The 20,267-nt window shown below is 48.8% G+C and carries 18 protein-coding genes; 6 read left to right on the forward strand and 12 right to left on the reverse strand.

Going from position 1 to position 20,267, the window contains the following annotated elements:
• A partial coding sequence (gene rpsU, locus ACEW9I_RS23185; RefSeq protein ID WP_373542735.1) for a 30S ribosomal protein S21 occupies positions 1-163 on the forward strand: 163 nt, incomplete at its 5' end.
• 104 nt (positions 164-267) lie between these two features.
• Here the strand turns inward: rpsU and ACEW9I_RS23190 are convergent.
• The 11 genes from ACEW9I_RS23190 to ACEW9I_RS23240 all read right to left on the reverse strand — a co-directional run bounded on the left by ACEW9I_RS23190 (position 268) and on the right by ACEW9I_RS23240 (position 14,159).
• Positions 268-975 carry a CPBP family intramembrane glutamic endopeptidase gene (locus ACEW9I_RS23190; protein ID WP_373542697.1) on the reverse strand — a complete coding sequence of 236 codons (708 nt, stop codon included), beginning with the start codon at positions 973-975 and terminating at the stop codon, positions 268-270.
• 802 nt (positions 976-1,777) lie between these two features.
• The gene (locus ACEW9I_RS23195; protein ID WP_373542698.1) at positions 1,778-3,106 is read right to left on the reverse strand and encodes a YcjF family protein; all 1,329 of its coding nucleotides are present in this window, start codon (positions 3,104-3,106) and stop codon (positions 1,778-1,780) included.
• The gene (locus ACEW9I_RS23200) at positions 3,060-3,224 is read right to left on the reverse strand and encodes a hypothetical protein (RefSeq protein WP_373542699.1); all 165 of its coding nucleotides are present in this window, start codon (positions 3,222-3,224) and stop codon (positions 3,060-3,062) included. Before ACEW9I_RS23200 ends, ACEW9I_RS23195 begins: the two co-directional genes overlap by 47 nt.
• A 57-nt stretch (positions 3,225-3,281) precedes the next feature.
• Positions 3,282-6,668: a transcription-repair coupling factor gene (gene mfd, locus ACEW9I_RS23205; protein ID WP_373542736.1), complete on the reverse strand. Its 3,387-nt coding sequence runs from the start codon at positions 6,666-6,668 to the stop codon at positions 3,282-3,284.
• A gap of 461 nt (positions 6,669-7,129) precedes the next feature.
• The gene (gene pstB / locus ACEW9I_RS23210) at positions 7,130-7,924 is read right to left on the reverse strand and encodes a phosphate ABC transporter ATP-binding protein PstB (RefSeq protein WP_373542700.1); all 795 of its coding nucleotides are present in this window, start codon (positions 7,922-7,924) and stop codon (positions 7,130-7,132) included.
• Positions 7,925-8,230: 306 nt separating this feature from the next.
• On the reverse strand, positions 8,231-9,124 hold the full coding sequence (gene pstA / locus ACEW9I_RS23215) for a phosphate ABC transporter permease PstA (protein ID WP_373542701.1): 894 nt from the start codon (positions 9,122-9,124) through the stop codon (positions 8,231-8,233).
• A 143-nt stretch (positions 9,125-9,267) separates the two neighbouring features.
• Entirely contained in the window at positions 9,268-10,233 is a 966-nt protein-coding gene (gene pstC, locus ACEW9I_RS23220; protein WP_373542702.1) for a phosphate ABC transporter permease subunit PstC, read from the reverse strand.
• Between the two features lie 6 nt (positions 10,234-10,239).
• The gene (gene pstS, locus ACEW9I_RS23225) at positions 10,240-11,304 is read right to left on the reverse strand and encodes a phosphate ABC transporter substrate-binding protein PstS (RefSeq protein WP_373542737.1); all 1,065 of its coding nucleotides are present in this window, start codon (positions 11,302-11,304) and stop codon (positions 10,240-10,242) included.
• Between the two features lie 597 nt (positions 11,305-11,901).
• Positions 11,902-12,807, reverse strand: coding sequence for a hypothetical protein (locus ACEW9I_RS23230; RefSeq protein WP_373542703.1), 906 nt, complete (start codon positions 12,805-12,807; stop codon positions 11,902-11,904).
• A gap of 104 nt (positions 12,808-12,911) precedes the next feature.
• Positions 12,912-13,637 (reverse strand): triose-phosphate isomerase, encoded by a 726-nt coding sequence (gene tpiA / locus ACEW9I_RS23235; protein ID WP_373542704.1) that lies wholly within the window; start codon positions 13,635-13,637, stop codon positions 12,912-12,914.
• Between the two features lie 339 nt (positions 13,638-13,976).
• Positions 13,977-14,159, reverse strand: coding sequence for a hypothetical protein (locus tag ACEW9I_RS23240; protein ID WP_373542705.1), 183 nt, complete (start codon positions 14,157-14,159; stop codon positions 13,977-13,979).
• 27 nt (positions 14,160-14,186) lie between these two features.
• On the opposite strand from ACEW9I_RS23240, the gene lpxD reads away from it, so the two are divergent.
• Complete coding sequence (gene lpxD, locus ACEW9I_RS23245) at positions 14,187-15,221, forward strand: UDP-3-O-(3-hydroxymyristoyl)glucosamine N-acyltransferase (RefSeq protein ID WP_373542738.1); 1,035 nt, start codon at positions 14,187-14,189, stop codon at positions 15,219-15,221.
• A 366-nt stretch (positions 15,222-15,587) separates the two neighbouring features.
• On the opposite strand, the gene ACEW9I_RS23250 is transcribed toward lpxD, so the two are convergent.
• The gene (locus ACEW9I_RS23250) at positions 15,588-15,722 is read right to left on the reverse strand and encodes a hypothetical protein (protein WP_373542706.1); all 135 of its coding nucleotides are present in this window, start codon (positions 15,720-15,722) and stop codon (positions 15,588-15,590) included.
• A 64-nt stretch (positions 15,723-15,786) separates the two neighbouring features.
• Between ACEW9I_RS23250 and ACEW9I_RS23255 the strand changes: the two genes are divergently transcribed.
• The 4 genes from ACEW9I_RS23255 to ACEW9I_RS23270 all read left to right on the forward strand — a co-directional run bounded on the left by ACEW9I_RS23255 (position 15,787) and on the right by ACEW9I_RS23270 (position 20,133).
• The gene (locus tag ACEW9I_RS23255; protein ID WP_373542707.1) at positions 15,787-17,466 is read left to right on the forward strand and encodes a mechanosensitive ion channel; all 1,680 of its coding nucleotides are present in this window, start codon (positions 15,787-15,789) and stop codon (positions 17,464-17,466) included.
• Between the two features lie 339 nt (positions 17,467-17,805).
• A complete protein-coding gene (locus ACEW9I_RS23260; RefSeq protein ID WP_373542708.1) occupies positions 17,806-18,012 on the forward strand; it encodes a hypothetical protein in 207 nt (68 codons plus the stop codon).
• A 48-nt stretch (positions 18,013-18,060) separates the two neighbouring features.
• Complete coding sequence (gene ccsB, locus ACEW9I_RS23265; RefSeq protein WP_373542709.1) at positions 18,061-19,092, forward strand: c-type cytochrome biogenesis protein CcsB; 1,032 nt, start codon at positions 18,061-18,063, stop codon at positions 19,090-19,092.
• Positions 19,093-19,173: 81 nt separating this feature from the next.
• A complete protein-coding gene (locus ACEW9I_RS23270; RefSeq protein WP_373542710.1) occupies positions 19,174-20,133 on the forward strand; it encodes a KGK domain-containing protein in 960 nt (319 codons plus the stop codon).
• Positions 20,134-20,267: the final 134 nt, after the last annotated feature.

Genomic DNA, 20,267 nt, shown 5'->3' on the forward strand with positions numbered 1-20,267 from the left:
TGAAGGCATTGAGTCAGTGCTACGCCGATTCAAGCGAGAAGTCTCCAAAGCGGGGATTTTTCCAGATATGCGGAAGCACAGACACTTTGAAACTCCAATTGAGAAGCGTAAGCGCAAAGCGATCGCTAGACACAGACAGAACAAGCGCAGATTCCGCACTTAGTTCCTGACTGTCTAAAATATTTAAGACTATAAATCTGTTCGGAGAGTACTCATTACTCGCTCGGGCAGATTTTTGGTATGTGGGCGATTGATGGCGATCTTACCCTAGCCCAACAATATGTGCCAACTCACCATCTGCAAAGCCAGATCTGCTGCTAGATGACTGATATAACTCGGCAATAAAGATTGGTAGATCTGCATACATCTCGCCCACAGTCCGCCAGCGATGAATACAGCAACCGCACCCACAGCTACCAACCGCCAATCATCACAGTAAGCAGCCAGCAAGATAATGTGATGGAGCGTAAACAAGCCAGCAGAAATCCATACCGCCCAAGTTTTCGACCAGATTATTTGGCAGTGACGATAGACAAACCATCGCCAGCCATACTCCTCAATGAATGAATTGATGAGCGTCTGAAAAGTCCCAAACCCAAACACCATCAACGGCACATTCATACCCATCTGGCTGACTCTAGCTCTAATATCGGCAATATCTAACCAATATCTGCCCGCAAACCAATAACTGGCAAGAATTAGCCCAAACATCATCCCGCCTAAGATCGTGCCAGCTAGCAACCCATCCCGCTGAGACCATCTCCATTTTAACGGTTGGCGATCGATAACTAGCTGCCACCCGATCGGCAATATCAACATCCCGATCCCACAGCCGAGCGCGATTGCTTGCCCGATTGCGCCAAGAGCAACAACCGTTGATGAGATCGCCCCGATGCTCGACAGCGGCACTACCAATAGTAAGGCTAGAATCGATCGATTGCGGCTGAATCGATCTGGAGTGGGATTTGAGTTCATAGCTGCTAGCGTTAGATATTCTTAATCTAATCCCTAATTAATTTTTAATGGAGATCGAGTGGACAGTTAGGCAATCGTCCACGCTCACCAGCAGAGAGCAGGAGGAATAGATAGTGCGATCTCAGAGGGGATAGCGATGCCAATACTTCTCGGTTAATCTAAAAACTAATTAGTCCGCGTAGGCGGACTTTGCGTCACTAGCGGCGACTTCAGTCGCTAGCAGTTCTTAAACGAGAAGTATTGATAGCGATGCTGCCAGTTTGGAGCGATGGTGACTTAGAGATGGCGATACGGATAAATATTAGAGATTGGGACTATGTTCCCAAAATTACTGCTAGCTATTCTCAAAAAATATTGACATAAATTCTCATTACCTGTATAGTAATTGATATCACTCAAATTTACTGGTAACAAGCAACCAGTCATCAGCAGTAGATCCAATTAGCGATCGTTGATGACTGGCTCGTAGATGTTACATTCAGTTTTCGGACTGGATGGGGATTGTAACTAGTCATTGGTTTGGTGTTCTCCTCTCTAAAAATTAAGGATCGGTAAGTCGGATCGATGAGTATACTCTCATCATCCGATTTTTTTGTAGTTATTAAGAATTATTATTAATAATCTTGGTGAACAAAGCGCAGGGGTTTAAATCCCCTACCAGAAAAAACTTCGCTGTCAACTGTCAACTGTCTGCTTGGTGCAACACATGCGCCAGGTATCCTCCGCGTGATTGCATCCGCAACTGTCAACTCTCAACTGTTTAACTAACCACACAAAAGACCTCCGGCTGGAGCAACCAACGTTATTTAAATCGCTCTTTTGCGCTGGTAAAAGCGGTAGCCATCACTGCTTGGATTTGTTGTGGATCGGGGTTTTTGCCACCCATCAGATCGCCAAAATAAACACAAGCACTTTCGCCTAATGCCAGAGTGTAAGCAGCAGCCCACGAAGCAGAAATGACGCTGCCAAAGCCAGGGATAAATTTAATCAACTGTCGGGCTACTAATTGCGCGACAAAACCACCAGCGATCGCACTGACTACGCCCCCAGCTTGCGATCGAGTCAATGTTTGCCCATATAATTTGCCCAGTAGTCCCACCATCGAGACTTGAATGGCAGTCAGCACGGGCAGATCGGCAAAGGGAAGGGGAATGGCGGCGACAGTTCCTGCCGCGATCGCAAAGGGTAAAATATAGCGACGAGCGACATCCCGATAGATATTGCCGAGTTTGTCGCCATCTAAATCGCTAGCGGCTGTCCCCGCACCCAGCAGTTGAGACATGGCTCTAGCTTCGGCTTCAGGTAGCAGATCGGCGAGGTTGGCGCGCATCGTCTCCAAGCCATAAAATTCGGGCGTGTAGCCATCTTCGGGTAGAGTGAAGTCGATTGCCACCGCTCGATCGCATAGCCCTACAAACGCCTGCTGGATGGCTGTAAAGGCGCGATCGATCGATTCGACACTATTCAACTGTGGGGAATGATCGGTTTGGGTGGCTGGATAAAGTTCGTGCAGACAAGTGACTGCTAGTAAACACGGGATCTGCGGATATTTTTGACGTAATTCGCTAGCGATTTGGCGCAATGTATCGATCGCAAAATCAGTGATTTTGACTGTCAAAATGATGATGCGCGGACGCGTGGTTTCGGCTTCGAGATCGCCGATGAGTTCTTGGATCAGGCTCTGGGTATCGCGATCGATATCACCCAAGCCGACGGTATCGGTAAATACTAATAGCGGCAACTCGCTGGACGGATAATTGTAGCGGGTGGTGGATTGGGTATGGGGGCGAAATCCCTGTCCGACAATTTCGGCAGATACCCCTGTCAATCCCCGGACGATCGAACTTTTGCCTGCTTGGGGTTTGCCAATCAGTAAAGCTTCAGTGGTGGGTAATTGCGATCGAACACTAGCTAAAATCTCGGCGATCTGAGCATCATCAACACTAAACCACTTCCCAACTGTTTGCGCGGCTTTATCGACAGGCAAAACTTGCATCGCTCGTGCTGTAGCCTCCTCCCACCCTGCTTTGAGGCGATCCGTCCAGATATTTAGGGCTGACTTTGATGCGGATCGATCGGTGGAGCTAGTCGATGGTGGCGGTGTGGATGATGGATCTGGCGGTTGTGGCACGATCGTGGGGGGAATGATGGCACTTGACTACTTCAATTATCCGCTGTGCGATCGGTCTTGGTGGCGTGTTATTACGGTAGTATTTACCGTCGATAGTCGTACCTGTAGCAATCCTCAATCAGATCCTTTGGTATCGATTGTGGTGCGTTACGGCTGTCGCCTAACACACCCTACATCAAGTCGAGCTACTCGCCATCAATACCCCTTGCATTTTACTTAAAGTATTGATGAGGGTTTCTACCTGTTCGTTGGGGCGCAATACACCTAGACCTCTGGCGGTGACTTTACCAGTACTATAGATATAGCGCGATCGACTACTATCGGTGAGATATTCGGCGAGTAAATTCCAGGCTGGTTCCGCCATTGGCGTTTCCAGAATAACGTGTTGTTTGCCATCGGGACGGATGCGACTAAAACCGAGTTGTTTGGCAATTTGTTTTAGTTCGACAATGCGGAATAATTGGACGGCTGGCTTGGGAATTTCGCCATAGCGATCGTGCCATTCGGCGGCAATATTGGTGAGTTCTTGTTTGGTATCAGCGGCGGCTACCGATCGATAGGCACTCATTTTTTGCTCTAGATCGGAGATATAATCAGCAGGAATCATCGCTGTGACTTTGAGATCGATTTGGGTATCATCTACTTGCGGTATTTCCTGTCCGCGAATCTCTTTGATTGCTTCTTGCAACATTTCCATATACAAGTCAAACCCGATGACATCCATCTGTCCCGATTGTTCTGCACCCAACAGATTGCCCACACCACGAATCTCCATATCGCGGGTTGCTAGTTGATAACCAGATCCCAACTGGGTGAACTCCTGAATCGCTTTCAGTCGCTGTCTAGCTGTCTCGGTTAAGGTTGACTCTTTGGGGAAAAACAACCACGCATGAGCTTGAATCCCCGCACGTCCAACGCGTCCCCGCAGTTGGTACAATTGCGACAATCCAAACCGATGAGCATCTTCAACCAAGATCGTATTGACGCGGGGAATATCCAAACCCGACTCAATAATCGTCGTACATACTAGTAAGTCAGCATCGCCATTACTAAACGTCAACATCGTTGATTCTAGTTCCGACTCATCCATTTGCCCATGAGCGATCGCAATCCGACAAGATGGAATTACTTCATGTATTTTGGCAGCCGTTTCTTCAATTCCTTCAATTCTGGGCACTACATAAAATATCTGTCCACCGCGATCGAGTTCTTGCCGGATTGCGGTTTCGACAGCTTCGATCTTGTACGGTGACAAATGAGTATCGATCGGTCGCCGTGATGGTGGTGGTGTGGTAATTAGGCTCATTTCTCGGACGCCAGACAGTGACATATAGAGCGTACGTGGAATCGGAGTTGCGGAGAGAGTTAGTACGTCAATTTGACTTTTGAGCGTCTTGATTTTTTCTTTTTGATTTACTCCAAATCGTTGTTCTTCATCGATAACTAATAATCCTAAATCTTTAAACTTCAACTCTTTACTCAATAGTTGATGAGTTCCGATTACAATATCCAACTCTCCAGTCTTCAGACGTGCTAAAATACTTTTACGTTCTTCGGCTGTGCGGAAGCGATTGAGCAATCCGACATTAATGGGATAGGGTGCAAATCGCTCTTTGAGAGTGTGATAATGTTGCTGAGTTAAGATCGTTGTCGGTGCGAGAAATATTACCTGCTTATTGGCAGTCACAGCTTTAAAGATCGCTCTGATTGCTACTTCAGTTTTACCAAAGCCGACATCGCCACAAACCAATCGATCCATCGGTCGATCGCTTTCCATATCGCGCTTGACATCTTGAGTCGATTTCAATTGATCGGGTGTTGGTTGGTAGCGAAATGAGTCTTCTAATTCTTGTTGCCACGGTGCATCGGGTGGAAAGGAAAAACCTTCCTTTTGCGATCGCTCGGCATACAGTTTCAGCAAGTCAAATGCTAGCTTCTTGATCGACTTCTTGACTTTTGCCTTGGTTTTTTCCCAGGCTTGCCCCGATAATTTATTTAATTCTGGTTTGGCACCTGCTGCTTGCCGAAACCGTGACAATACACCCAATTGATCTGCGGCGACTTTGAGCGAACCATCAGCATACTGAATCGTCAGATAGTCACGCGTAATATCATCTGTCTGAATGCTTTCAAACTTGATAAATCTTCCCAATCCGTGATTGCGATGCACCACATAATCACCTGGGCGCAGCTTATTGGGATCGACTTGTTTGGATACCGCCTGACGGCGTTTGCGAGTATAACTAAAACTCGCTAAAGATTGCTGCCCAAAAAACTCGCGATCGGTAACTAATACCATCCGAAATGTGGGCAGAATAAATCCTTCTAATTCAGCGATACCTGAGTACTTGATCGCGACAGTCGTATGCTGAATCTGGAGTTTATCGATCGCCGGAAAGTCGCGCGGGTTGGGGACAAATTGCGCGGGACAATCATGCTCTTGTAATAGTGATGCCGATCGCGATGGTTGAGCGGATACCAGCCAACTTGAATAACTTTGCTTATGATAACCGCGTAAAGTATCGGCAATTTTGGCAAACTGATGGGGAATTGTGGGAATCGATCGACAGGCGAGATTTAATCCTTCTCCAGTCACTGCTAACTCATCCAATCGGAGATAAGCAAACCTGTCGCTAATTTTAGTAATACTAGTATCAAACTGTTGATGTCGAATAAGTGTACCTGCGGGCAATATTTCCCATTCCTCCTGCATATACTCCCACCAGCGATCGTTATGAGCTTGCGTACGATCGAACTCATCGATCGTTACTAAACAATTGTCTGGTAAATAATCTAAGAGTGAATAACGCTCTTGCGTGTCATCTTCACCAAAAATCGTCCCAAAATTGACTGGCGTCAGCGTCAAACTTGCAATCTTATCCAAAGAACGTTGGGTACTCGGATCGAATTCGCGCAATTTATCTAGCTCATCGCCAAACCACTCCAACCGCACTGGCAACTCCGCCGCCACCGGAAAAATATCAATAATATCCCCGCGCCGACTCCATTGTCCCTCTACTTCTACCAACGGGACTCGCTCATAGCCCAAATATACCAACTGCGTACCGAGTCGATCGACATCCCCCTCATCACCCACTCGCAGCGTCAAACATCGCGCTGCAAACTCTGCTGGTGATGGTAAATGGGGCTGAAGAGCCAGCGCAGTACAGACGATCGCCACTTCATTGGCACGTCCGCCCGTTTCCTCCCCAACTAGCGATCTCAAAGATTGCACCTCTGCCAACCCCTGCATCTGTCCCCAAATCAGCTCGGATTCGGTGCTAGCAGCCCCGTAGGGCGATGATTCGGTCGTTGGATAGAAATGGACAGTTTTCCAGCCCATCGCCTCTAGTTGAGCCGCCCATCTGCCACCTTCTTCTACCGTGGCAGTCACTACCACCAGATGTTGCTGCGATCCCTGTGCCAGTGCTGAAGCCACCAGTCCTTTTGGCAGTCGCGGCAATCCACTCAAATGCAACATCCGCTGTTGGTCGAGCTTGGAGAGCAGTTCAGCCGCGAGTTGGGAGCGTTCGAGGGTGCGAATCAGTGCAGAAAATGCCATCGTTTCAGTCAGCAGTAGATGATAAATAGCCGCGCGCTCGACCTGTGGCACGATCGATCGCGACAGATGCGTCAAGAGCTGGGGATATGATTCTCACCTTAGATGGTTTTGCCAGATTTTTAAAGGGATATTGGGTGGACTAGTTATTCAGTTTGGGTTGCAGAGTTAGCTAGAGACTAAAGTCTCCGCTAGTGATGCAAAGTCCGCCTACGCGGACTAATAGATTTAGTCCGCGTAGGCGGACTTTGCATCATCAGCCACGATTTGCGGCTCGCGTTCCTCGGGTTCCCCGAGGGTTTAGCGGCTTTTTTATTCGGGGGTTCCCCCGTCTTGGCGTTTTTTATGCGGGGGGAACCCCCGCATAAAACGCCGCCGAATAAAAAAACGACAAGACAGCGAGAAAAGACACAATCGTAGGCATTTTTCACACTCCGCGATCGCACACCCTACCAACTGCGAATCTACCCAAATCGACCGCTGATATATTCTTGAGTGCGCTCCTCCTTGGGAGAACCAAAAATAGTGCGCGTATCGTCGTATTCCACCAAGTAGCCAAACCGACTACCACCCTCGCCAGCTTCGGCATTAAAAAAAGCCGTCTTGTCTGATACCCGAGCGGCTTGCTGCATATTGTGAGTGACGATGATGATGGTAAACCGATCCTTTAGCTCGTGGATCAGATTCTCGATCTGGACGGTCGAGATCGGGTCGAGTGCAGAACATGGCTCATCCATCAAGATCACTTCAGGCTCGATCGCGATCGTCCGAGCGATACACAGCCGCTGTTGTTGACCGCCAGAGAGCGACAAACCGCTTTGTTGCAGCTTATCTTTCACTTCCTCCCAGAGAGCCGCTTTACGCAGCGATTGCTCGACCCGCTCGTCGATATTGCCTTTGAAGCCAGCAATTCGCAACCCAAAGGCTACATTTTCATAGATCGATTTGGGGAAAGGGTTTGGTTGTTGAAATACCATCCCAATGCGTCGCCGGACTTCTACCGGATCGATTTTGGCATCGTAGAGGTTGGTACCCCGATAGGTGATTTGACCTTGAACTTTGGCACTGGGAATCAAGTCATTGAGGCGGTTATAGCAACGTAGTAGCGTACTCTTGCCACAACCCGAAGGGCCGATAAATGACACGACATTATTCTTGGGAATATCCAAGTAGACATTCCGCACCGCTTGGAACGCACCGTAGAAAATTGAAACATTATCGGTCTTAATAACGATATCTTTGTCCGTTAGAGCTGCCATAAAATTAAGAGATGAAGGACACAATAAGGCTCGAACTGAAAAATAGCTCCCAATTTAGTTGCTTGCTAAATGATTGTGGTGTTGGCTTGGCTCATCGGCATCGCCGCTAAGATCGATGCTTAAATGTATCTATTGTTACATAAATTTATCGCGGCTTTACACAGCATTCCCCCACCTTCTCAAATACATCCACCACAATCCGAAAATTCAGTAAATCGATCGAACAGAGCCGATCTCAGCAGCGATCTCGGTTGCTAGCATCATGCTGACGATCGGCAACACCGCTACCCCAGCTCAATTTTGGAATTAGTAAACCTTGCGGCGAGAGACAACCCGAGCGATGATACTGATTCCTAAAATCATCACCAAAATCAGCAATGCAGCTACCCAAGCTAATTGTTGTTGATTCTTGTATGGAGAAATTGCAAAGTTATAGATCAGTACTGATAGGGTGGCTGTAGGCTCCCACAGTCCTTTGATATCATATTGGTTGAATAAAGCTGTAAACAGCAGTGGAGCTGTCTCTCCAGCCGCTCTAGCGATCGCGAGTGTCACACCAGTGGCGATAAAAGGTAGTGATGCTGGCAAAACAATCTGTGATACAGTCTCAAAGTTAGTAGCACCGACGCCTATTGACGCTAGCCGAGTCGCTTTAGGGACAGATTTAAGTCCTTCTTCCGCCGTACGAATAATCGTCGGCAACATCAACACTGATAGTGCGACACCGCCAGCCACTGCCGAGAAGCCACCTGTTAGTAGGACGATAATCCCGTAAGCAAACAGTCCAGCAATAATAGACGGTACGCCGCTAAGTACATTGGTACAAAAGCGTACGAACTGAGAAATCCAGTTACCCTGAGCGAATTCAACGGTGTAAATCGCTGTTAATACACCAAAAGGTATACTGATGATAGCACCGATCAGGCAGGTGAGCAGAGTCCCAACGATCGCGTTTCTAAACCCGCCACCCTGGATGCCCGCCGCTGGGGGTAGATCGGTAAATACCGCTGGTGAAAGACTTCCCAGTCCATTGACGATGACCATGAACAGAATCGAAGCTAGAGGAATAATCGCGATCGCTACACAGGCAAACACCAGTCCAGTCATCACTTTCCCAAATAACTGACGATTGGGAGACACAGCAAACTCGTTGCCATTGGGATTGGATTGAGCAGGTAATTCAGAGGATAAGGGAGTCATAGTTTAGGTTTTAGGCTTTAGTTTTTAGCGGATGCGCGCCCGCCTTTGTTCCCCGACGGTTTAGCGAAAAGTGCGTTCTTGGGCTTTGCCCAAGTGAAGCACCTTTTCAAGACAGCAGTCCTAATTTTCAGCTTTTAACTAACTTACTCCACCTGCTGAAAGCGACTGACAAGTGCTTGCGCCAATACGTTCACGAGCAGCGTCAAAACCATCAGAATCAGAGCTTCATAGAATAGTGATGACTTCTGAAGACCACTGGCTTCGCCAAACTGGTTGGCAATCAACGAAGCGAGCGTCGAAGCCGGAGATAGCCAAGACACATTCACCTTATTGGCATTGCCAACTAGCATCGTCAGTGCCATCGTCTCGCCCAATGCTCGTCCCAATGCCAGCATGATCGACCCAATAATCCCTGAAAGTGCAGCGGGGAGTAGCACCCGCGTGATGGTTTCCCACCGCGTCGCGCCCAAGCCATAAGCTCCTTGACGAAGTTTTGGCGGGAGGGATGTCAACGTATCGCGAGAAATCGCAATGATCGTCGGGAGAATCATGATTGCCAGTACCAAGGATGCCCCAAACAACTGCCTTCCCCCTGGCTCGGTCGAGAAAAAGGGAATCCAACCGAAACTCCGATTGAGTCCCTGTAAGAGCGGTTTGATCGCTGGTAGGAATACAAACAAACCCCACAAGCCGTAGACTACACTCGGTACGGCTGCGAGTAGTTCGATCGTAAACGCGATCGGTTGGAGAATATTTTGCTTCAAAAAGTTCTCCGTCAAGAAAATCGCCACGCCCACACCCAGCGGTACTGCAAATATCAGTGCCAGGATGGAACTCATCACAGTACCGTAGATGTGAGGCAGTGCGCCGTAGATATTCTTGACTGGATCCCAAGTACTATCGAACAAAAATCCCAGCCCGAACGCTTGAATCGCTGGTAAGGCGATAACTAGAAGTGAGTAGGCGATCCAAATTAGAATCAAACCCACTGAAATCGCCAGCCCCAGAGTTAATCGTCGGAAATTCTGGTCGATCGCTCGGACTACATTGAATCTAGTCGATGCGTCTAGGAGTGATAACTCCTTGGGATCTGAAGGTTGTACAGTCATAAAAGTCTATTTGGCTTTGGTGAGTTCTTCTTTGACCTTGGCTACCAATCCATCCTCTAGAGGTACATAGCCCAACTCGGTGGCTGTAGCTTTGCCTGTCGTCAACGACCAGTCAATCACTGATTTCAATGCTGTTTGCTTGGCAGCATCTTTGGACTGAGGATACAGTAACAGCCAAGTCAGACCAGAAATGGGATAAGCTTTTGGGTTGGTAGGATCGGGAACTGTGAGGGCGAGATCGGCTGGTATTTTTTGACCAGCAAATGCTTCGGCACCTGCTTCTGGAGATGGAGCGATGATTTGACCTGATTTATTTTCGATCGCCGCCATGGCTAAACTAGTCTGCTTGCCGTAAGCATACTCCACATACCCGATCGAATTAGGTGTTTGTTGGAGCTGTGCTGCGATACCTTCATTACCTTTAGCACCAGTACCGACTGGCCACGATACGGACTTGTTGGCACCCGCAGTCCAGGTAGATCCACAAGCCGCTTTGAGGTGAGTTGTGAACTGAAAAGTGGTACCACTGCCATCCGAACGATGAACGAATTGAATAGTTTGGTCGGGTAGTTTAGCCCCTGGGTTGGCTTTAGCGATCGCTGGATCGTTCCATTTAGTAATCTTACCTGCGGCAATCCCACAGTAGGCAGCGCGAGACAGTTTGAGATCTTTGACATCAGTCAGGTTGTATGCAAAGACGACACTGCCACCAGTCATCGGCACCTGAATTGGTTCGGCATTATATTTCGCCTTGAACTTAGCGCGCTCTTCAGCGGTTAATGGCGCATCTGTCGCACCAAAATCTACCGTACCCGCCAAAAATTGCTCGACGCCAGCCCCACTACCAACAGATTGATAACTGATCTGAGTGCCAGGATTGGCTTTGTTGTAGTCATTAAACCACCGCTGATACACAGGTGCGGGGAATGATGCTCCCGCACCACTGAGGGAGGCACTTGCCCCACCAGCAGCAGGTGCAGCTCCAGATGCTGCTGGTGTCGGCGCACCTGCTGGTGGAGCAGCCACATCAGGACTCGTGGGAGTACACGCAGATATACTCAGCCCGAGCATCAGGGCAATCGGTGCCCAAATTGCTCGATTCGACCTAGTGAGCTTTGCGCCAGTAGCAGAGTCTCGATTGAGTAGTGTCAATTTATTTAATTGTTTACCGTTCATGATTACTTTCTCCTCAAAATTTATTATGCTCTCAACTAACCACGACTGAAGGTGCTTCAATTCGTTAGTTCGATCTGATTTGTGGGTATCTTGAAGATGTTGCAGCCTACAACGCATCTGCAAGTACTGAGATTAGATCGGGATTAGTTCAGTGTTTAATTACTATTGAGCATAGGTCAATCATGAGTGCTTTCTGGTTAACAATAGGTTAAGATTTGCATTTAGATTTGCTAGTCCCAGACCGAAAGCAGCACTGTGATAAGGATTTGGCTACTTTCGATCCACCGACTAAAAGCTCTCTCGAAACAACCTCCACGCTAGTCTGTTTTGGTAGCTCAGTTATTAACAAATTTCCATAAAAAATGTCTGTAATGTTGCTAAATCATTACAGACATTGTTGAGCGATCGATGTCAAAGCAGTGCTAAAGATTGAGCTGCTCGGACTGTGGCTTAAATTGCTACGTTGATGTAGCTTTGAACCACTATGAACACCTAACTATCAACTCGATAATACTCTTTAGTTGCCTCCAGATATCCCCAAGCTAAGCCTTCAGGATCGCGGTTGCGCGTCCAGTCGATAAAATTTGGTTCGCTCCGACGTTTGTAGACAGTGCTGGGATGAACATCCAATCGCTTGGCTAGTTCGGACTGGATAATCGTCACTACTGGGGTGTCTGTCGGTGGCGTCACATCGTTAGCTGGATCGAGCTGTGCTGCTGCTTGGTGGTCGAGTTCCAGCATTGGCGGCGCGATCGACTCAGCCATTACTGGAGTTGCTGGAGCTACTATTTGAGTTGGCGGCGCGATCGCTTCAACCGTTACGGGAATCGATCGCACTGCTGAGTCGGGGCTGAGATCGGCTGAAACTGGCATTGCTGTTGCTAAATTAGCGACAGATGGAGTAGCTTCTAGCGGTAGTAATACTTCAGGAGTTGCCGGAGTGGGCACAAATGCCACGACTGGAGTTGTCGCTGGCATGATTTTTGGCGGTGGCGTCTCCAGCTCACTATCGTCAAAAATCCTGCCCAGAGTGGTATGGGAAATAAAATAGTAGACTGGAGCACCGTCGGGACTTCTGCGACTACTAGTGCCAAATTCACTAGCCCTAGCAGCTAAATACCGATTGGAGACAGCCCCAGAAATTTTGGCGGTGAGAGCCAGATCGAGCGGGGTGATTTCGCCGCGATTTTGGACGATCAGTTGTTGAAATACGGGGTCGATCGATCGAGTCGTCTTCGACCATTCATAGCTTTGCCACATGTTGCCACCAGCGATGAGTACCGTCATCCCCAAGATGAACGGCCACGCTACAAACAGCGCGGACATCGCTAGTGCTGCTGGGATGAGAATTAGCAGAAAACCTGTGGCATTTTTCGGATTGATAGCTCTTTCAGGCATTTGCCCTATCGTTTGAAGTTAACGGTAGATGATTTGAGTCGATTGTACCGCTTTCGGTGCCGATCTGTTCGGATTGACTCATCGATCGTTACGCCCAGTTGAGACTATTTATAATTAACAATTCCAGCAAAATCACTAGGAGCAAGACTCGCGCCACCGACTAATACACCATCAATCTGGGGTTGAGCCATAATTTCGTCGATATTGCTCGGTTTGACTGAGCCGCCGTACTGAATGGTGACATGGGGATTGGTCAACTGAGCGCGGATCAGCCCGATGACGCGACAGGCTTCAGTGACTTCGCACGTCTCGCCAGTACCGATCGCCCAAATTGGCTCGTAGGCGATTACCAGCCGCTCTTGGTCGATCCCGACCAGATCTCGCGCCAACTGGGCGGCGATAATCTGCTCGGTTTCCCCTGCATCTCGTTGTTGTTTGGTCTCGCCCACGCAGAGAATCGGAATCAACCCATGATGTTGAGCGGCTTTGAGTCGTAGGTTGACTGTCTCGTCAGTCTCCCCAAAGTATTGACGCCGTTCGCTATGACCGATGATGACGTATCTGACGCCCATTTCGGTCAACATACTGGCAGAAATCTCGCCTGTATATGCGCCGCAGTCTTCCCAATGTACGTTTTGGGCACCCAGCCGAATTCGATTACCATGCAGGCTTTTATTGACGATCGTCAAATCTGTAAATGGCACGCACAAAACTACTTCCCGATCTTCGGGAGCATCATCAATTTGAGAAATAAATTCTGTCAAAAACTCGGTGGCTTCGCCTTGAGTTTTATACATTTTCCAATTACCAGCAATAATAACTTTACGCACTGTCTAAATTTAGATTACTCTTGAGGGTTGTTTTCTATGTTCTCATGAATTGGGTTTAGGCTTTGGGTTTTAGGCTTTAGGGTTACATCATGCTTAACTGCTGGTAACAAGCGAATCGGCAGACGGAGAGAATTTGTGGGTTGCGAGTTCTACAGGTGTGGGCAGAACCCGGATCTGGGGGTACCGACCCCCAGACCCCCCGTTGAGAGGCGGGACGCCGCCCCTCAAACTCCCCTGCGTATGGATGGCTGGTGGGTTGCTTAGTGCGGCGTTCGCTCCATTCTAGATTTTAGTTGGAAGTTATTCGATCGTTCACCATCCACCATCCACCATCCACCCTCACGATCGCCTACCTTGCCACCAAAGCACAAGTGCGATCGCCGTAGATGGCAAGAATACTGCTGTCAGGACGATACTGGTGGTGGGGGATGGGGTCAGACTTTTGCCAAAGTAGTTGATGGCGATCGCGATGGCGACAGATGGTAATAACATTTTGAGTAGTAGCCCAACTTGGTCTGACACTGAATAATCTCTATCCTCAAATTTATGGTGCAATTTAGCGAACTGACAATCCAACTAGGGTCGGCGATCGCCGCTAGTAGTCTGGGGACAGCCAGCCACCTCAACCCAATCTTAACTGGCTTGGCACCGATCGAGACAGCCGCTGCTGGGACGATTAGTTACATCGAAGGGGATAAGTTTGCCAAATTTGTCGGGAGTACGGCGGCGAGTGCCTTGATTTTGCCGATGAATGCGGCGATCCAAGCCCAAGCAACCGAGCGCGAGATTGCTTGGCTGGCTGCTAGTGAGCCGCGCTTGTTGTTTGCCCAAGTCATCAAGTTATTTTATCAACCGTTCCAGCTCCCACTGGGAGTGCATCCGAGTGCAATCGTCGCACCAGATGTCGAACTGGGTAAGAATGTGGCGATCGGTGCCCATGTCGTCATTCAAGCTGGGGTCAAGCTCGGTAGTAATGTGACGATCCATCCCAATGTAGTTATTTATCCTGATGTTCAGATCGGCGATCGCACGATTCTCCACGCCAATTGCACTATTCACGAACGCGTGCGGCTCGGGGCTGATTGTGTCATCCATAGTGGGGCAGCGATCGGCTCAGAGGGCTTTGGATTCGTACCGACGGCAACGGGCTGGTTCAAGATGGAACAGGCTGGTTGTACGGTCTTGGAGGATGGGGTGGAGATCGGCTGCAATAGTACGGTCGATCGACCTGCCGTGGGTGAGACGCGGATCGGTCGCGATACCAAGCTAGACAACTTGGTGCATATCGGACATGGTTGTCAGATCGGCTCCAATTGTGCGATCGCGGCTCAAGTTGGTTTGGCTGGCGGGGTCAAGGTTGGCGACCGCGTTTTACTGGCTGGGCAAGTTGGGGTCGCCAATCAAGTTACGATCGGCGATCGATCGATTGCTACGTCCAAAACGGGGATTCATCGCAATGTCGAACCAGGCGAGATTGTCTCTGGCTATCCGGCAATTTCCCATAAACTCTGGCTCAAAACTGCGGCGATCGTCAATCGATTACCAGAAATGTATCAATTATTCAAGCAAAGTCAACGAGATTAAATGGGTCGATCGTCAAGTTTTGCACAGTGGGATCGGACTACTCATCTAAGTCAATAGATTTGGGATAACAATTGTTAAATCTACTGCTTTCGATGGATGCCATTACTGATGAAGCATGATAAGCTACCGTTGTATTCTAATCGATCGATTCCTAAAGAGTAGAAAATGCCTAGCTTTGACGATCGTTGTCGATCGATTCTATGTGCCGATCGCTGTATACTTTTGGTTAGATGAACCGAGACTGATTCAATTGTTTGAAACTGCCAAGTCGATGAGAAGTTGAAGAATCTTCAACCTCAATTCGTAGTTGGTAGCAAGATCTAAAAATCGGTATATTTCAACACAATTTAGCCAATCTTGAGGATACTAGCGATCGCCACTCCAAAGTCCTAAACTGCGAATATTTGGAACATTTGTCAAGCGGCGGTCGATCGCGATCGATCGCTGCCGGAACATGGTGTGTGCTAGACCTAAACTGCTCCCAATTGAAATGAGCCGCACAGAGTGCTAGCTGGTTTTTTGCCTCACACTTAGTCCGTGGATTCACAATTTACATAGCAAGAATATGAACGAAACTTGGCAACTCATCAGTACGTTACCTGGAACTAGTCAGCTTATTGCTGAAAATTGGCTACTCGCTCAAGTTGCAGCACCAACAGTCGTACCAAATATCAATCCAAATTTTTCAACAACTGGGGTTGAAAATTTTGTCAGACAGACTAGTGGTACGCTCGGATCTTTTTTACCAAATTTAATCGGTGCGGTAGTTACGCTATTTGTCGGGTGGATCGTCGCACTGATCGTGTCATCAGTCGTTAGGAATATACTCAAACGGACAGATCTAGACAATCGATTGGTGGGCTGGGCGAGTGGTAGCTCGACTGGATCGAGCATGAACTCGGAAAAACTGATCGGGGACATTGTATTCTGGTTGATTTTTCTATTTGCCGTATTGGGTTTTCTCAATGCGCTCAACCTCACTGTGGTCGCTCAACCACTCAATAATGTCCTCAATCAAGTTCTAGCATTCGTGCCAAAATTGGCTTCAGCGGCTGCATTGGCGGCGGTAGCTTGGCTGATTGCGACTGCTGTTAAGGCGATCGTCATTCGTACGGCAGGAACTTTGATGCCAGCGATGTCACGGCGGTTGGCAGTCGGCGAAAATCAAGTTTTACCCAGTGAGACATTAGGCAATGCCCTCTACTGGTTTGTTTTCTTATTTTTCCTACCCCTGATCCTCGATGTCCTCGACTTGAGAGGGCCATTAGCACCCGTTCAGAATCTGCTCAATGATATTCTCAGTGCGCTGCCAAATATCTTCAAGGCAGGTTTGATCGCTCTGGTAGGTTGGTTTGTAGCCCGCATCGTTCGCGAGCTGGTGACCAATCTACTCGCTGCGGCTGGGACTGAGCGATTGGCTGCCAAAATCGGCTTGAATAGAGCTGCTCCAGGTCAATCGCTTTCGGGGCTATTGGGTACGGTTGTGTACTTGATGGTGCTGATTCCGACGGCAGTAGCCGCCTTAGATGCACTTCAGATCCCAGCGATTTCTGGCCCAGCCACTTCCATGCTCCAACGAGTGTTGGATACGATTCCCCAAATTCTCACCGCAGCGGCGATTTTAGCGATCGCTTATGTGGTAAGTCAGTTCATTGGTGAGTTGGTGAGCAATCTCCTCAGCGGATTGGGCTTCAACAATATCTTCCGTGCGCTAGGACTCAATGCGCTGCATGATGCCACTACTGCGACGCCAGTGACGCCAGTGAGCGGTAGCGAGATCGTACCTACCAGCAGTACCAAACAGACGCCCTCCGAGGTGGCTGGATTGGTAGTACGGATTGGTGTAATGTTGGTTGCAACCGTTGCTGCTACTGAAGTCTTGGGGATACCATCACTCAATCAACTCGTAGATGGATTGTTGCTCATTTCTGGTCAGATCCTCTCTGGAGTGGTAGTATTTGCGATCGGTTTATACTTGGCAAATCTTGCCCAAAGAGTAGTCAGCAGTTCTGGTACTCAACAGTCACAAGTTCTCGGACAAGCTGCCCGATTGGCAATTATCATCTTTGTTGGCGCGATGGCATTACAACAAATGGGGATTGCCGCTAGTATCGTCAACTTAGCTTTTGGTCTCCTGCTCGGTGCCGTTGCAGTGGCGTTGGCGATTTCCTTCGGTCTGGGTGGACGCGATGTCGCTTCCGAACAACTGCGGGATTGGTTGTCAGGTTTTCAAAATAAGCGTTAGATCGTTGATAGTTGATAGTTGACAGTTGACAGTTGCGGCGCGCGCTCTGGAGGTTCCCTCCAGGTATAGCGCGACAAGACAGACAGCGGCTTGCTATATGTCAATTTCAAGTCGATAATTTGAGATCTGAACAGTCAGGAGCCAGTTTTGAAGACTGACTCCTGACTTTTTAGTTGTAGTAGCGATTTTACAAGTTGGCTAGACTTCTGCGAAGGCAGATGCTACGCGAACGGATCGGATAGTTTTACCCCCGAACTCCCCAATAACACCCCTACCCTCTACCCCCTACCAGTCACTTGAGCTAAAATATTAATCACATTTAAAATTTTTTTAGAGACAGTGGAAACTAGTACGATTAACTGTAGTGAAGTTTGTGTGAGTGGGTGCATTCGACCCGATCGCTGTCAAAGTCAAGCTCATGTCCAGTCAGCCTCCAAATTTATTAGCGAAACTTCCTTGGACAAAATGCACGAACTAGCCGAGGAGGCGCGACGTAAAAAATTGACGGCTCCCCCAGTGTGGGTGATTCCAGATTGGCAAGATTAGTTTATCTATTGGCATATCTATCTAAAACTACTATCTACGAGCTGCTATATGAACTTAATCTCGCTCCAGAATCAACTGGACAACCTCTCCTTCGGAATCTTGCTACTGACGATGCTGATTTATTGGGTCGGTGCTGCTTTCCCTAGCATCCCCTTCTTACCCAACTTGGGGACTACGGGGATGGCAGTCGCCAATCTGTGCATGGCAACCTTACTCAGCGCGCGCTGGATCGAAGCGGGTTATTTCCCACTCAGCAATCTTTATGAGTCGCTGTTCTTCTTGGCTTGGGGTGTCACTGCTATCCACCTATTTGCAGAATCCATCAGTCGCAGTGCCCTAGTGGGAGTCGTCACTGCGCCTGTGGCGATGCTGATTACCGCATTTGCCGCATTGAAACTACCGGATGATATGCAGGCATCAGCACCATTGGTACCCGCGCTCAAGTCCAACTGGTTGATGATGCACGTCAGTGTGATGATGCTATCTTATGCGACCTTGTTGGTGGGTTCTGTACTCGCGATCGCCTTTTTATTTGTCACTCGCGGTCGGGAGATCGAGTTGCGTGGTAGCTCTTTTGGTGGTAACGGTTATCGCTTGACGAGTAGTCTAGCGACTCAAACTGCTGCCGCTACTGCTGTCTCACCCGTGACGATGTTGGCATCAGCCAGCTATACCAACGGTAAATCGGCTCTAGGCACAACTGCCGTATTAACACTGCCCACAACTACTACTGCCACGGCAACTCTCACACCGCAGCGGCTGAGTCTAGCAGATACATTGGACAATATCAGCTACCGCGTCATCGGTTTGGGATTTCCATTGTTGACAATTGGGATTATTGCTGGTGGCGTCTGGGCAAATGAAGCTTGGGGTTCTTATTGGAGCTGGGACCCCAAAGAAACTTGGGCGTTGATTCTGTGGTTGGTATTTGCGGCTTATCTGCATTCGCGGATTACCAAGGGCTGGCAAGGACGCAAGCCAGCAATTTTGGCGGCTGTCGGCTTTGTCGTGGTGTGGATTTGCTACTTGGGGGTCAATCTGCTCGGCAAGGGATTACATAGTTACGGCTGGTTCTTGTAATATGATGTTAGCGATCGGGGTTTTTGCCGATCGCCAGCTAGCTCAACATCTAGATATTTAGTCCAACTATTGGAGAGTATTATGACCGATCGCTTTGAGTCATTGGAACATGGAGAAGTTATCTCAGTTCAACACGAAACGCAGGTGCTCAGTGGACATCGTACCTTTAGAGTAGGCGAACTCAGCGCGGCGATTAAAGCTCATTTGGAAAAAGCGATCGAGAATTGGACTGAAGAAAACAATGGCTGGTTTAGCGATCGCGGGATCGATTGCGAGGCACTGAGATTTGGCTCCAATGGCTGGCAAAAAGGTCGAATTAGGCTATCTCTAGAATTTTGTCCAGATCTACCGCACCCACCTGCTCATAGTGCTGCCAGTAGCATTCCCGCCGCAGCAACTGCGCCGTCCCAAATCGGACAAGCGATCGCTCCGCCGCCAGCCACCCCCAGTCCAGCCGCTACTACCAATGCCGCTGATGAGATCGCCGCCACAGCCATAGATCCAGCTCTGCATCAGGATCGGGCGACTACCATCCCCGTTGCCGAATACTTTAGTCCCACAGATACCACTAGTCCTGCACCTCAGCATGACAATCATCCCGTTGACATCCTAGCGGCAATCCCCGTCGCCGGAATCGCCGCAGTGGGCGGTATTGCCGTCGCAGCTACCGCTGCACCAGAGTTGCACGAAGCTGTCACCAACTTGGCTCCACATGCAGATACGACCTTGGAGCTAGAACATCATCTTAGCGACCCGAGTGCGCCAAATAGCGGTGGCTTTGATGAGATCGCCTTTGACTTCGATATCGCTAATAGCGATCGCGGGATCAGAATACCCAATGGCACGATGGAACTGGATTTAGCCGACTTAGGGCTAGATTTTTCCGAGCATGAGTTGCTAGATTTTGAAGATAATGGCATGTTTCATAGCACTACCGAATTTATCAATCTTCAGGATCTCGATCGACCAGCAACTTCCGGTACGCCGATCGATGAAGTCTGGAACGAAATCAGTCAAGGCAATTGGCCTGGAATTAATTGACATCAGGTTTGTCACAGCACTAGTCCAACAGACTTGTGTCTATACGGTAGCCGTGGCGGTGGCGATGGCAATACCCAGGCTCTGCCGTGTCGGCGCATATATTGATGTGCGTAAAGATGGAGTAAGTTTTGAAA

Source organism: Chamaesiphon sp. (genome assembly GCF_041738855.1).
In the GTDB taxonomy this organism is placed as follows: Bacteria; Cyanobacteriota; Cyanobacteriia; order Cyanobacteriales; family Chamaesiphonaceae; genus Chamaesiphon.